The organism is Shewanella carassii, from assembly GCF_019670705.1.
Classification (GTDB): domain Bacteria; phylum Pseudomonadota; class Gammaproteobacteria; order Enterobacterales; family Shewanellaceae; genus Shewanella; species Shewanella carassii.
Window position 1 is genome coordinate 3,463,031 of record NZ_AP024618.1, and the last position, 14,873, is coordinate 3,477,903.

Annotated in this window: 10 protein-coding genes; 4 read left to right on the top strand and 6 right to left on the bottom strand. The window is 53.7% G+C overall.

Annotation, left to right across the window (positions count from 1 at the left end; translation table 11 throughout):
* Positions 1-85: 85 nt before the first annotated feature.
* On the bottom strand, positions 86-1,102 hold the full coding sequence (gene epd, locus K5621_RS15735) for an erythrose-4-phosphate dehydrogenase (protein ID WP_025010017.1): 1,017 nt from the start codon (positions 1,100-1,102) through the stop codon (positions 86-88).
* A gap of 131 nt (positions 1,103-1,233) precedes the next feature.
* Complete coding sequence (gene tkt, locus K5621_RS15740) at positions 1,234-3,228, bottom strand: transketolase (RefSeq protein WP_221049707.1); 1,995 nt, start codon at positions 3,226-3,228, stop codon at positions 1,234-1,236.
* 445 nt (positions 3,229-3,673) lie between these two features.
* Here tkt and metK point away from each other — a divergent pair, with 445 nt between their 5' ends.
* Positions 3,674-4,825, top strand: a complete 1,152-nt coding sequence (gene metK, locus K5621_RS15745) for a methionine adenosyltransferase (protein ID WP_100142196.1) — start codon at positions 3,674-3,676, stop codon at positions 4,823-4,825.
* Positions 4,826-4,884: 59 nt separating this feature from the next.
* On the opposite strand, the gene K5621_RS15750 is transcribed toward metK, so the two are convergent.
* Positions 4,885-6,207 carry a dicarboxylate/amino acid:cation symporter gene (locus K5621_RS15750; RefSeq protein WP_100142259.1) on the bottom strand — a complete coding sequence of 441 codons (1,323 nt, stop codon included), beginning with the start codon at positions 6,205-6,207 and terminating at the stop codon, positions 4,885-4,887.
* 268 nt (positions 6,208-6,475) lie between these two features.
* Here K5621_RS15750 and K5621_RS15755 point away from each other — a divergent pair, with 268 nt between their 5' ends.
* Positions 6,476-6,925: a GNAT family N-acetyltransferase gene (locus K5621_RS15755; RefSeq protein WP_221049708.1), complete on the top strand. Its 450-nt coding sequence runs from the start codon at positions 6,476-6,478 to the stop codon at positions 6,923-6,925.
* Positions 6,926-6,927: 2 nt separating this feature from the next.
* On the opposite strand, the gene K5621_RS15760 is transcribed toward K5621_RS15755, so the two are convergent.
* From K5621_RS15760 to K5621_RS15770, 3 genes are all read right to left on the bottom strand, one after another.
* Positions 6,928-8,292: an L-serine ammonia-lyase gene (locus tag K5621_RS15760; protein WP_221049709.1), complete on the bottom strand. Its 1,365-nt coding sequence runs from the start codon at positions 8,290-8,292 to the stop codon at positions 6,928-6,930.
* Between the two features lie 15 nt (positions 8,293-8,307).
* Positions 8,308-9,621 carry an aromatic amino acid transport family protein gene (locus tag K5621_RS15765; RefSeq protein WP_100142199.1) on the bottom strand — a complete coding sequence of 438 codons (1,314 nt, stop codon included), beginning with the start codon at positions 9,619-9,621 and terminating at the stop codon, positions 8,308-8,310.
* 416 nt (positions 9,622-10,037) lie between these two features.
* Positions 10,038-12,599: an acylase gene (locus tag K5621_RS15770; RefSeq protein ID WP_221049710.1), complete on the bottom strand. Its 2,562-nt coding sequence runs from the start codon at positions 12,597-12,599 to the stop codon at positions 10,038-10,040.
* 233 nt (positions 12,600-12,832) lie between these two features.
* On the opposite strand from K5621_RS15770, the gene yjjX reads away from it, so the two are divergent.
* Positions 12,833-13,369 carry an inosine/xanthosine triphosphatase gene (gene yjjX, locus K5621_RS15775; RefSeq protein WP_221049711.1) on the top strand — a complete coding sequence of 179 codons (537 nt, stop codon included), beginning with the start codon at positions 12,833-12,835 and terminating at the stop codon, positions 13,367-13,369.
* Between the two features lie 238 nt (positions 13,370-13,607).
* A complete protein-coding gene (locus tag K5621_RS15780) occupies positions 13,608-14,585 on the top strand; it encodes a bifunctional helix-turn-helix transcriptional regulator/GNAT family N-acetyltransferase (RefSeq protein ID WP_221049712.1) in 978 nt (325 codons plus the stop codon).
* The last annotated feature ends 288 nt before the right edge of the window (positions 14,586-14,873 follow it).

Here is a 14,873-nt window from a genome sequence, read left to right on the forward strand (position 1 = left end):
TTACGCTTCCTTCTTAATCAAAAACAAATCTGTTTCACTAAGGGCGGCAGCTTCCCTGCCCCCTGGAATAATCTGTTGCAGTCTCTCAGGCGCTGCGGGCCTTGATCATCGCCAATGCCGTATCCAACATGCGGTTGGCAAAGCCCCATTCGTTGTCGCACCAAAGCAACAGCTTCACCAGTTGGCCATCACTGACCCGGGTCTGGGTACCATCGACCACGCTGGAGCGCGGATCATGATTAAAATCGCATGATACCAGAGGCTCATCAGTATAGCCCAGAATCCCCTCGAGCCTGCCATGGGTCGCCTGTTCCAGCACCTGGTTTACCTTGGCAATATCCACTCTGTCGTTGAGGGTCACAGACACATCGATGGCGGTGACATTAATAGTGGGCACCCGTACAGAGATAGCCTCAAACTTATCCTTCATCTGCGGCAAGATACGCTCTATGCCGCGGGCCAGCTTGGTATCGACCGGAATAATCGATTGCCCGGCGGCGCGGGTTCGGCGCAGATCGTCGTGATAGGCATCTATCACCTGTTGATCATTCATCGCCGAGTGGATAGTGGTAATGGCACCGCTCTTGACCCCGAAATGCCGATCCAGCACATCGATGACAGGGACAATACAGTTGGTGGTACAGGATGCGTTGGACACCACAGTGTGCTCGGCGGCCAACAGTTCCTGGTTGACACCATAGACTATGGTGGCGTCAACATCCGCCGAAGAGGGGTGACTTATCAATACCTGGCGGGCACCGGCCTGGATATGAGCCTCGCAGCTCTGTCTATCAGACAGGGCGCCGGTGGCTTCGAACACTAAGTCGATATCCAGCTCGCCCCAGGGCAGTTTGTCCGCCTCCGGCTCGGCCAACAGTCTGATGCTATCGTCACCCAGTTGCATCATGCCATCGGCAAGGCTCGCGCGGCTATGGAAGCGACCATGGGTGGTGTCATAGTTGGTGAGGTGGACTATGGCCTCGGGCTTGGCCAGTTCATTGATGGCAACGATCTGAATTTGCTGCCTTTTACCCGATTCGTATAAGGCACGGAGAATTGAACGGCCGATGCGGCCATAACCATTGATTGCGACTCTGATCATGGAGATCCTGTTCCTCTAATGAGGGATGCTGATTGGGTAGCGGCCTGCCTTCCCGACAGGCCGTTGCACTTCCTGTGCGGCATTCCATTACCTGGTTGCCGCACAGTCATTTCCAATCAGGCAGGCGCGGCTCAGGCGAGCAGAGCCTTACCGGCTTCAACTACTTTATCGACAGTGAAACCGAACATCTCAAACAACTGATTGGCAGGCGCCGACTCACCGAAAGTCGTCATGCCAATAATGCGGCCATTCAGGCCGACATACTTATACCAGTAATCGGCAATGCCCGCTTCCACGGCCAGTCGTTTTGTGACATTGGCTGGCAGTACGGCTTCTTTATAAGCCGCGTCCTGCTGGTCAAATACGTCGGTAGATGGCATGGAAACCACACGCACCTTGGCGCCTGTGGCGGCCAGCTCAGCCTGGGCCTTAACCGCCAACTCGACTTCGCTGCCGGTGGCAATGATGATCAGCTCGGGCGCGCCTTCGCAATCCACCAGCACATAACCGCCCTTGGCCACATCATTCAGTTGCTCGGCGCTGCGTGGCATCTGGGTCAGGTTCTGACGCGAGAAGATCAGCGAAGTTGGGCCGTCTTTGCGCTCAATGGCGTATTTCCAGGCGATAGCAGATTCTACCTGGTCACATGGGCGCCAGGTGCTCATGTTGGGAGTCATACGCAAAGAGGCAATCTGCTCAACCGGCTGGTGAGTCGGGCCGTCTTCACCCAGCCCAATGGAGTCGTGGGTATAGACTTGAATATTCTGCACCTTCATCAGCGCAGCCATGCGCATGGCGTTGCGGGCGTATTCCATAAACATCAGGAAGGTGGCGCCGTAAGGTACAAACCCGCCGTGCAGGGCAATACCGTTGATGATGGCGGTCATACCAAACTCACGCACACCATAGTGCAGGTAGTTGCCGCTGGCATCTTCGGCCGAAATAGGCTTGGAACCTGAGTACATGGTCAAGTTGGAAGGCGCCAGGTCGGCACTGCCCCCTAAGAATTCCGGCAGCATTTTACCGAAGGCTTCCAGTGCATTTTGCGAGGCCTTGCGGGAAGCGATATTGGCAGGGTTAGCCTGCAGCTGCTCTATGTAGGCTTTGGCATCGGCGTCAAAGTTGGCAGGCAGTTCACCGTTGAGGCGACGCTTGAGCTCGGCGGCCAGCGCAGGGTGAGCGGCTTCATAGGCGGCGAACTTGTCGTTCCAGCTGCTTTCGGCGGCCTTACCGGCTTCCTTGGCATCCCAGGCAGCATAAATTTCAGATGGGATCACGAATGGGTCGTGCTTCCAGCCCAGGAATTCACGGGTGGCGGCAATTTCAGCATCACCCAGTGGCGCACCGTGGCAATCATGAGAACCGGACTTGTTGGGAGAACCGTAACCTATTACGGTCTTGCAGCAGATCAGCGATGGACGCGGATCAGCCTTGGCGGCTTCAATGGCGGCGTTAATAGCTTGTGGGTCGTGACCATCGACACCGGCAACCACGTGCCAGCCATAGGCTTCAAAGCGCTTGGGAGTATCATCGCTGAACCAACCTTCAACATGACCATCGATGGAGATACCGTTGTCATCCCAGAAGGCGATCAGTTTGCCAAGACCCAGAGTACCGGCCAGAGAACAGGCCTCATGGGAGATACCTTCCATCAGACAGCCGTCACCCATGAAGACATAAGTGTGGTGATCGACAATATCGTGACCTTCGCGGTTAAACTGAGCCGCCAGAGTCTTTTCTGCAATCGCCATCCCCACGGCATTGGTGATGCCTTGACCCAGAGGCCCTGTGGTGGTTTCGATGCCAGGGGCATAACCATATTCAGGGTGGCCCGGAGTACGAGAGTGCAGCTGACGGAACTGCTTGAGATCGTCAATGCCCAAATCATAACCGCTCAGATGCAGTAATGAGTAATGCAGCATGGACCCATGGCCGTTTGACAGCACAAAGCGGTCGCGGTCGGCCCATTGAGGGTTCACAGGGTTGTGCTTGAGGTGATCCCGCCACAGGACTTCGGCAATATCAGCCATCCCCATGGGAGCCCCAGGGTGGCCGGAATTGGCCTTTTGGACTGCGTCCATACTTAAAACACGGATAGCGTTAGCGAGTTCTTTACGGGAAGACATGCTCTCTCCTGCTTATTTCTTAGAGGTCTTGGGCAAAATGGAGCCATATTTTCCCCCACCGGGCAGAAGGACGCAAATAAAATTCACCCTCTCGGGTCGTCATTGATATCGACAAGCTCACCTACTGCCTACGCTTACACAACAAAGGCAAAACACCCACCCAACAAAGTGAACGGTAATCAGGCTCAAAAACAACTTTCACTTCAGGCATGGGATCTATATCGCAGACAAAAAACACTGAAACCGCGACAAATTTAACCTTCATATTTCAGCAAAATAGCTGAAAACAGTGAAAAAAGGTTTTAGTTGTTCACGCCCATTCCTGCGTCTTGGCGCACAAATATTTGCGACAAGGGGTGTTATCCAGGTTGAATTCAACTAAAATGGCCGTCTAGATGTAGATGCTTCTACACGTTTGAATTCCAAAGACGAGATTTTCCGAATTATGGCAAAACACTTGTTTACCTCTGAGTCGGTCTCAGAAGGACATCCAGATAAAATCGCCGATCAGATTTCTGATGCGGTACTCGACGCGATTCTGGCTCAGGATCCCAAGGCCCGTGTAGCCTGTGAAACCCTGGTCAAGACTGGCATGGTACTGGTGGCCGGTGAAGTCACCACCTCCGCCTGGGTTGATATTGAAGAGCTGACCCGTAAAACCGTTCGCGATATTGGTTATACCCACTCAGATATGGGTTTTGATGCCGACAGCTGTGCGGTACTGAACGCCATCGGCAAGCAGTCCCCCGATATCAATCAGGGTGTAGACCGCGCCGATCCCAAAGAGCAGGGTGCCGGTGACCAGGGTCTGATGTTTGGTTACGCCAGCAATGAGACTGACGTGCTGATGCCGGCTCCTATCACTTACGCTCACCAGTTGGTTAAGCGCCAGTCAGAAGTACGCAAGAGCGGCGCTCTGCCTTGGCTGCGTCCCGATGCCAAGTCTCAGGTGACTTTCGCCTACGAAGACAACAAGATTGTCGGTATCGATGCCGTGGTACTTTCTACCCAGCATTGCGACAGCGTCAGTCAGGCGGATCTGGTAGAAGGCGTGATGGAAACCATCATCAAGCCGGTACTGCCTGCTCAGTGGCTGAACAAGGACACCAAGTACTTCATCAACCCAACCGGCCGTTTCGTTATCGGTGGCCCTATGGGTGACTGTGGTTTGACCGGTCGCAAGATCATCGTTGATACCTACGGCGGCATGGCCCGTCACGGTGGTGGCGCCTTCTCAGGTAAAGACCCATCCAAGGTTGACCGTAGCGCCGCTTACGCTGCCCGTTACGTTGCCAAGAACATAGTTGCTGCCGGTCTGGCCGACCGCTGTGAAATCCAGGTGTCTTACGCCATTGGTGTGGCCGAACCGACTTCCATCAGTGTGGAAACCTTCGGTACCGGCAAAGTCTCGCAAGAGCTGCTGATCCAATTGGTTCGTCAGCACTTCGATCTGCGCCCATACGGCCTGACCGAGATGCTGGATCTGGCGCGCCCCATCTATCAAGGCACTGCCGCTTATGGTCACTTCGGCCGTGACGAGTTCCCATGGGAACAAACCAACAAGGCTGAAGCGCTACGCGCAGATGCAGGTCTATAATAGATTCTGCCAACCTAAAAAAACCGCCGAAAGGCGGTTTTTTTATGACTTATACGAACTCAGCTCTCAAGCTTTTTTCCATCTGAGGCTGCATTCTGCTCTGCAATTAAGGCACTCTGTGCCATGTCTGCATTGTAGTGCTCAATATCCAGTTCATCTTCTGATTTGGCGATCACAGTGGTAGCCACTAAGTCGCCAGAGACGTTAACCACGGTGCGGGCCATATCCAGAATACGGTCAATACCGGCAATAATCGCCACCCCTTCCAGCGGCAAACCAACGGTAGTCAGCACCAGAGTCAACATCACCAAACCGGCGCCGGGCACACCCGCAGTACCTATGGAAGCCAGTGTCGCGGTCAGAATAATAGTGATGTAGTCCACCCAGGTGAGGTCTATGCCAAAGGCTTGTGCCACAAACAGCGCGGTCACACCTTGATAGAGAGCTGTACCATCCATGTTGATGGTAGTACCCAGTGGCAACACAAAACTGGAGATCTTCTTATTCACCCCCAAGTATTCACTGGCACACTTCATACTGGCCGGCAGACTACCGGCTGAGCTTGAGGTGGTGAAGGCAACCGCCATCGCATTACTGATCCCCTTGAAGAACTGCAACGGATTGAGGCGAGCAAACACACTCAATATCAAACTGTAGAAACCGACAATATGCAGGAAACAACCGACATAAACAGCCACAATCACCTTAATGAGTGGCAACAGCATCTCCATGCCATACTCACCGGCGACCCAAGCCATTAAGCCAAACACCCCATAAGGCGCCAACTTCATCACCATATCGGTCAGCTTGTACATGGCTTCTGCCAGGCTCTCGAATACCCGAATGGCCGGTTTACCATGCTCACCAATCAACACCAAGGCAACCCCCAGTGCTACGGCAAATACGATCACCTGCAATATCTGCCCTTCAGCCAAGGCCGATACTGGGTTAGTCGGTACTATATTGATCAGGGTTTCCATCACTGACGGGGTTTGGGCCGCCTTTTCAGTACCTACCTCTGGGGTCATATTCAGCCCGGATCCGGGACGGATCACAGAGCCGACCACCAGCCCCAAGCTGATAGCGATAGATGTGGTACCCAGATAGAAGGCAAAGGATTTAAAACCTATCCGTCCCATCTTGGCAGTATCCTGCATTGAGGTCACGCCCACTATCAATGAGCAGAATACCAATGGCACTATCAACATCTTGATAGTGTTGACAAATAGAGTCCCGATAGGTTTGAGGTTACTGGCCTGTTCTCCAAGCCATAACCCAACCAGGATCCCCAGCACCATACCGATAAGAATTTGCAACCACAGGGGCACAGCCATCCAGCGTGACCATTGACGGCCAACGAATGAAGGTTCGTGTTTTGACATGTGTAAACCTTGATATTTGAAAAAGAGAGGGGCCATATCCTTGGCGGATGGCCGAGATCAGACATCAAGGCCGGTGCGCGATTTTAGCACAGGGGGTACCCCTTAGAGATGATCTACATCACGCTGCCTGGCTCTCATCATAGCCGGCAACCTAAATAGCCATGTTCAAAATCATCGTACTTTGCGCCCGGATAAGACTGCTGATAAATTGTGCCCCGCCCCACAAACAATCCAGGGGCAAAAGCAAATAGAACACAAAGGAATAATTATGCTAATAAGAAAAGGTACCCCAAGAGACGCCGAGGCCCTGGTGGCCTTCAACCAAGCGATGGCACAGGAAACCGAAGGACTGTCACTGGACAGCAACACCCTGAGCCGTGGCGTCAGCACTCTATTGGAAAACCCCGCCAAAGGTTTTTATCTGGTGGCGGAGATCGGTGGAGAGATTGCAGGCTCCTTGATGGTTACCTATGAATGGAGTGACTGGCGCGCCGCCGACTACTTCTGGATCCAGAGTGTCTATATCAAACCCGAGCACAGACGCAAGGGGATCTACCGCGCCCTGTATCAGGAGGTCAAAGCGCTGGCAGAGCGCCAAGGGGGCGCCGCCAGCTTCAGGCTCTATGTCGAGCAGGAAAACGCTCGCGCCCAGCAAACTTACCAATCACTGGGCATGAGTCAGAGCCATTACTTGATGTATGAAGAAAAGCCCGCCTGAGTTCAGGCGCAGATACTGGTAACCTTAATGGCCAGGCCACCCTGACTGGTTTCCCGGTACTTGGCGCTCATGTCCTTGCCGGTTTCATACATGGTGGCTATCACCTTATCCAGGCTGACTCTGGGTTCACAGTTACGTCGCAGCGCCATTCGGGCCGAGTTAACCGCCTTCACGGCGGCAATGGCGTTACGCTCAATACAGGGCACCTGAACCTGCCCGGCGACAGGATCGCAAGTAAGCCCCAGATTGTGCTCCATGCCGATTTCGGCCGCCATACACACCTGGGCTGGGCTGGCTCCCATCAGCTCGGCCAAACCGGCCGCCGCCATGGAGCAGGCAACCCCGACCTCCCCCTGACACCCTACTTCGGCGCCCGAGATAGAGGCATTACGCTTGTAAAGCCCACCTATGGCCGCGGCGGTCAGCAAGAAGCGACTGTACTCCTTCTGCCCCAAAGGACGAATAAACTTGTCAAAATAGGCCATCACGGCCGGAATAATCCCGGCCGCTCCATTGGTCGGCGAAGTCACTACCCGGCCACCGGCCGCATTTTCTTCACTGACCGCCAAAGCAAACAGGTTCACCCAATCGACTATGACCATAGGATCGCTGGAAAGGCGCTCTCCGGTTTGCAATTGTCGCAACAGTGCCGGTGCCCGCCTTGGCACTCTCAAAGGCCCGGCCAGAATCCCTTCGGTATGACATCCCTTGTCGATGGCTTGCTTCATTGTGTGCCAGATATTACCAAGACCACGGTAGATGCGCTCCTCCGGAGCCAATGCCTTTTCATTGGCCAGCATCAAGGCACTGATACTCATGCCATGTTCGCGGCACAGTGACAGTAACTCTTCGGCATCGGTAAAGGGATAAGGTACGCTCTGCTCACTCGCAACTTGTTTGCCAAAGTCGGCCTCTTCCACCACAAAACCACCGCCGATGGAATAGTAGGTCTTGCTGCTCAATACCAACTCACCGGCCCAGGCGGTGAGCCGCATGGCATTTTCATGCAGCGGCAGGGTCTCACTGTGAAACTGCACGGCATCGGCCGGAAAGGCCACCTTGTGCCCGTGTCCGAGCACGAGTTCACCACAGGTCTGCACCTGTTGGATAAATGTCGGAATCGCATCTATATCCACAGTCTCCGGACTATTGCCCGCCAACCCCATGATGATGGCGATATCGGTATGGTGGCCCTTGCCTGTCAATGACAGAGAACCGTAAACATCGACACTTACCCGGGTCAGTCGACTCAAACGTCCTTCAAGATGCAACTGCTCGACAAAATCCCGCGCCGCCTTCATAGGGCCTACGGTATGGGAGCTGGAAGGGCCCACACCTATCTTGAAAATATCAAAGGTACTGAACATGCTCACCTCAGTAGCTTAGCCTTGGAAGAAGGAGTAAAAAATGGCGGTCATAGACATCAAACCGGCCACGATCACAAAGATGTTGCTCAAGCGACCGCGATAGGCCTTGAGTGCCGGTACTTTGTAAACGGCATACATAGGCATCAGATAGAGAATGGCCGCAATCACTGGGCCGCCCAGAGCTTCAATCATCGTCAGGATACTGGGGTTGGCAATCGCCGCGCCCCAAACGGTCAGGAACATAAACAGCTGAATACCGCGATTCAGTCCCTTGTCGCTGCAACGCTCTCGAACAAATGGCAACTGTTTGGAGGCAATTCCCTTCAATCCTTCAGTGGCTCCGAGATAGTGGCCGAAGAAAGAGGATACTATGGCCACAAACGCAACAACCGGCCCCACATAGCTGATAAATACACTGTCATGGATATTGGCCAGGTAAGACAAAATCGGCAGGTTGGATGCCTTGGCTTGTGCCAGTTGTGCCGGACTCATGGCCAGAACACAAGAAAACACAAACAACATCACAAACCCCAGCAGCATCATGGCAGTATTGCGCAAGATCATATCGGCCTTCTTGGCCGCATTGGCACCATGTTCCCGCTTTAGCGATACCGCAAACTGGGAAATAGCCGGAGAATGGTTAAAGGAGAAGATCAACACAGGGATGGTGACCCAAACAATACCGAGAAACTCTCCGGCCGATGGAACTTGCATCAAGGCATCCATCTTCCAATCGGGAATGAGATAGAGCGACATAAACAGCAAGATGCCGACCAGAGGATAGACCAGGAATTGAGTCACTTTGAGCATCAACCGCTCACCGGCTACCATCACGGCCATCATACCGGCAATCAAAGCCCCGGACAGTAACCAACGCGGTAAGGATGCCATCCCCAATTGATGCACCATAAAACTGTCAACCGTATTGGTGATACTCACGCCATAGATCAACACAATCGGATAGATGGCCAAAAAATAGAGCCAGGTAATGGCGCGACCGGCACCAACACCGAAGTACTCCTCGACCACTTGAGTGATATCACTGCCTTCAATCTTCGAGGCACAGACAAAGCGAGACAAGCCCCGGTGAGACAGATAAGTCATAGGACCTATCAAAATGGTCAGCAACAACAGCGGCCAAAAACCACCGAGACCGGCATTCATAGGTAAAAACAGGATCCCGGCGCCCACGGCTGTGCCAAATAAACTCAGCATCCAGGTGGTGTCCTGGGCCGTCCAGGGCAGCGAGCGGGAAACTTGCACCTTGTCCGTAACAGTGGGGGTCAGTACAGCGTCTTGAACCTGCGTACCTGTGATCTCTTGTTGCATAAGGATTACCTTAACTTCGGCTGAAATTGGCGGCAAGCATAGCCAATCACCCGGCAAAGAAATTGATCTGAACCGCTATTCGCACCACAGAACTTGGGCTCTACGTCATAACTGGGATCCAGATCGGCCTTTAGCTGTAATAAAATTTCAATTCAGCAACAAATTAATTTCAGCCTGTAAAACCGCGGAAACACAGGTGCTACCTTGAATCTCAATCGATAAAGCCCAAGCACAGAGGAGAAAACCGGCAGCCGTGACCGCCGACACACTCAAAAGATAAATGAGACAAAGCACAGCAAACCCGGAATAAAATCCGCCAATGATCACAATCAAAATTGTAATTTTATTAACAGCCTGGCAGCAGACAAAAATGCCGCTCATCAAGATGAGCGGCATTGAAGCAGAATGAATAGTGCTTAACGCTCGAGCGTCAGTTCCATCTTGGATACGGTTGCCGCATCAATATCCGCTTCTTTGAACAGCAAGGGGCGGAAACGTTTCTCACTGGAGTAGAGCGCGGTCTGATCGGCAAACTCGGGACGCAGAATATTGCTGGTCTCTGAGTAGGTCAGTATCCCTCTCGCCTCCGGGCCCTCATCGGTAAAGCTCACCGCCATCATCCAGCTGGAGCCATAACGAATCTGATAGCCCTTGGCGCTCAGACCGGAATCCAGCGCTTTGCCGCTCAGTACATCGGTTGCCGGAGCGTAAGAGTGCTGCGGGATCAGCGTATCGTCACCACTGGTCTTGGTGGAAAATACGTTGAAACCACCCTCGGCATGATGACTGCCAGGCCAGGGCAAACGCACGCCACTGGCGCTGCCATCCGGCAATGAACGCTCGACAAACTGCACACTGCCAAGGGGCGCATCGACGGCAAAACCGGCCGCTTCCAGGTTGAGCGCGGCATGCGCCAGCGCAGTGAGCGCCGAACCGTCAGAACTCAGTCCTGTGGGAGTGGTCGCCGGCTGCAGATAATCAAAGCCTTGGGTCAACATGGTTTTGTCATTGAACAGGTGGGCGAATTCCCGAAGCAAAGCGCCGCCTTTACTGTCGTTGTCCTGATGACCATTCCAGGCCTTGAGCGCCGCGCAGGCAGCACTGATATCCTTGGCAAGGGTACCGACCATTACAGGTTCACTGCCCTTTGCCTCACACTGGGCAATCAGATCATCCAAAACCATTTCGGCCAGATAGCTGCGGTTGTTGAGCACTGCCGCCTCCAGTTCATCCAGGTTGAACTTGCCATCACTACCGGCGGCATCACCAAGCAGCTTGAGACCCATACGGGTTCTCATGCTCAGTTGGCCACGCTCCGGGCCATACATGGGGGAGAAATACTCCAGCGGCTCGGCCGGGTTGGTAGACCAGAAGGAGTTATTGGAGTTTTGCACAAAGTCTGTGCGTTCCAACTTGGGCGCCCGCTCGAAAGGCGTGGGGCCATCGAAGGCGAACAGTGAGGTATTGCCCGGCAATATAGTAAAGCCCGCCTGCGCCTTGGCCGCCTTGATCTCAGGGGAAGTCTTCAGCAATACCACAGCCGCCTCGGATAATCCCGGCACGGTAGAGTCATCGATATAGAAGGCGTTACCTTCCCTGTCGGCATACATAGTGTTATTGAAGATCATGCCGTCATAGTCTTTAAATGCCTGCACAAACTCCTGTTTGTTGGCGGCCATGTTCATCGCCAGCCAGTGATCCACGGGATCCACGGTCGCCATATTGGCATCCTGCAACATAAAGGCCTGGCCATCGTCCCAGCCAAAAGGTGCCTGGGTGACAGGCGCTTCGACTATAGGTCCCTTGGGCGTGGTATAGATATCTTTTTCGGCTACCAGCATACCCGCCGGACCGGCATTGACCAGCACCTGCACAGTTTCCTTGCTGATAGGCATAGGCTCACCGTCAAACAGATACTGCATTCGGTCGCCGGAAACCAGCTCCAGGTTATAGACCACAAAATGTTCGGCGGTGGAGAAGGTATGGGTCCAAGCGAGATCTTTGTTGAAACCAATATTGATTGGGCCCGGCATGCCGACCAGAGAGCCGCCCATCACATCCAAGTGTCCGGGAATGGTGGCATGGGACTGCCAGAACCTCAGGTTACCCGTATGCGGGAAGTGCGGGTTCCCCAGCACCATGCCCTTGCCGTTTTCCGTCTTGTCTTTGCCAAGGCCCCAGCCGTTGGAGCCCAGTTCACCCGGGTTGGTCTCCGGGGTGGCAATATTGGCGGCTCTGGCAATCAGCTTGCTGTTAATGTCATTGACAAAAGCGGTCTGGGCGGCAGAGGCCGGAGCCGGGCCGACTATTCGCGGCAAATATTCATCACCATCACCCGGATTGGCGTAAAAGATCAGATCCAGGAAGTTGGCCGCTCCCGGCAACAGGGCAATTGAAAACAGGTAGGTCACCACATCTTCAGCTTCAATAGGCTTGACCCAGGGTTGCCCGGCACAGAAGGGCTCGGCCTGTTGCTTGCCTTCGGCCACATCGCTCAAATACCGGTTATAGCCGGCGACAAACCCGCTGATCAGTGCCCGGGAGTTTTCGCTGAATTCAGGCCATTTGGCCTCGGCCTGAGCTCTGACCTTGAGCGCCTTGTAGGCAAAGTCGGAGATCAGGTTACCATTGTCTTCCCGGGCCGGGATCCCTGTGGTGAAGTCCAGGCTGGCATGGGGGCCGAAATACATGGAACGCTCTGAGTTGGCCTTAACAAAACCGTCGGCCAGGATGCACAGATTGTCCTGCGCCTGCACATAGCCGTTACCGAATCCCAGGCTTTCCAAATTGTCGGCTTGAATATGAGGTACACCGAAACTGGTGCGCCGAACACTGACCGAGAGCTTGCCGTCCGGTGCAAATGCCTGCAGTGTGTTGTCGACCGGAGGCGGGTTCTGATCATTATCGTCATCCGAACAGCCAACGAGTGCCAGGGTGCCTGCCAGCCCCATGGCGTACATGAGTTTGTTGAATTTCATTATAATTATCTCTTTTTTAATGCCATTTATCCGACAAGGCCCAGCCCCTTGAACAATACAACTCCCCAAAAGCCATACGGGTCTGTCATGGCGCCTATGTCGTGTCCCTCGGTGCACCTTGCGTTGTGATTTATGGCGCGTCACAATGACGCCCAACTCAAGGTCGCACCTCCGACCATTTAAACAACGATTCAAATAGTCGTCCACATTTAAGACTCATCAAGCAAACAAATATGAAACAACATCAATTGCAGATAGTGGTGGGTTCTACCAACCCGGTGAAACTCAAAGCCGCCGAGAATGCGGTCCGCGCCCTACATCCCGATGCCGAAATCCACTGCCAAGCCATGAAGGCGCCATCTGGTGTGGCGGAGCAACCCATGACAGATGCCGATACCCGCCAGGGAGCCATCAACAGGGTAGAATGGTGTAAGGCACATGCTGATGCCGATTACTATTTGGCAATGGAAGGTGGGGTGGATAATTTCCCCCAGGGGCCGGCCACCTTTGCCTATGTGGTCATCGCCACCAAAGAACGCCTCTGCGTCGGCCGCAGTGCTCACCTGCCCCTGCCACCCAAGGTTTATGCCGCGCTCAAAGCCGGTGAAGAACTGGGGGATGTAATGGATTCGCTGTTCAATACCGTCAATGTCAAACAGGCAGGTGGCGCCATAGGGCTCTTGACCCAGGGGCATGCTACTCGCGAGAGTATTTATCACTCCGCCTTGCTGCTCGCATCGGCGCCACTGCGTTACCCGGAGCTTTACTAATACCAGTCACCGCTGTTATTAATAGGCGCTGTTACCAATGAACAACGCGATTAATCGCAGTGGTGTTTACATTGACCGGCTTCCACGCAATTCTTCCTATTGCCTGTGAAGATGCCCGGCCATTACCCAACCTCGCCATGAAACAAGCTGTTGCAAACAGATACAGACTGAGCTAAGTTGAATTCAGCATTAGTTGCTTGTCGCAACCAATTTATCTATTTGCGAGGTTATCCCTTAGATGTCCCTCAACATCAAGCCCCATGTTACTGAGACAGACAATCAGCAAGAATCGCCTCTGGATGAACTGGCCCAAGTCAGCCCTGTGCTCAGACACCTGTCACGTCATTTGATCCGGCAGCTGGGCATGTTGTCCGGCGCCTGCGGACAGCTGCCGCTGACCCCGGTGCAGGCACACACACTGCTGGAGCTGGGACAGCAAGATCTCAGCATTAAAGAACTGAGTAGCCTGCTCAATATCGATAAATCCAATGCCAGCCGTGCCGTCAGTCATCTGGTTAACAAACAACTGGCCCAAACCAAGGCCAATCCCAGAGACAATCGTTGTCTGCAGGTCAGCCTGACTCCGACCGGGCATAAGATGTTGCAACAATTGGATACTCAGCAGGATAACCAATTTGCTGACATTCTTGCCCAGTTAGCACCGAGCGAGGTGACCCAACTGGAAACCAGTCTGCGCAGCTACAACAAGGCGATTACCAAGGCCAAGAGTCAACAAGGGGTGGTGATCAGGCCACTACAGGCGGCAGACGATGCCGAGCTAGCCGCCGTGATACGTGCAGTATCGGCCGAATATGGCCTGACACCCGATAAGGGTTACAGTGTTGCCGACCCGACCCTGGATCACCTGAGTCGCCAATATGGTCAGCCAGGCAGCCAATATTGGGTAATTGAAAAACAGCAGCAACTGCTCGGCGGTGCCGGCATAGCCCCCTTGCCCGGCGAAGAGGGCGTATGTGAGTTGCAGAAGATGTACTTTATGCCCGCACTGCGAGGCCTGGGGCTCTCCCGCCGTTTGGCACTGCAATGTCTCAGCTTTGCCCGCGAGCAGGGATATAAGGCCTGTTATCTGGAAACCACCAAACTGTTGCCACAAGCGCTCGGCCTCTACGTCAGCCTGGGCTTTACCGTTTTGCCCAAGCACCTTGGCAATACCGGCCACAGCGCCTGCGAAATCCCCATGTTGCTGACACTCTAACTGGGCAAGACTCTAACCAAGCAAGCCGCTACCACCGGAGGCTCTGGTGGCAGCTACGGCCCACGCTTAAAAAGCGCACCAACACAATAGATGCAATGCCGCTGTGATTGCTACAGCTATTCTTAGGAGTGTGACTTTGGCAATCTGCTAACGCCAGCCCCTAGTCCTCAATTGCCACCTCTCCCTTGATTGATTTATCAGCGATGGCATTATGCAACAGATTGAAATCCAAACCATAGTTCCCATTCCTGAACCTCCCGCTCAACAAACTGAAAAACAACAAAAGTG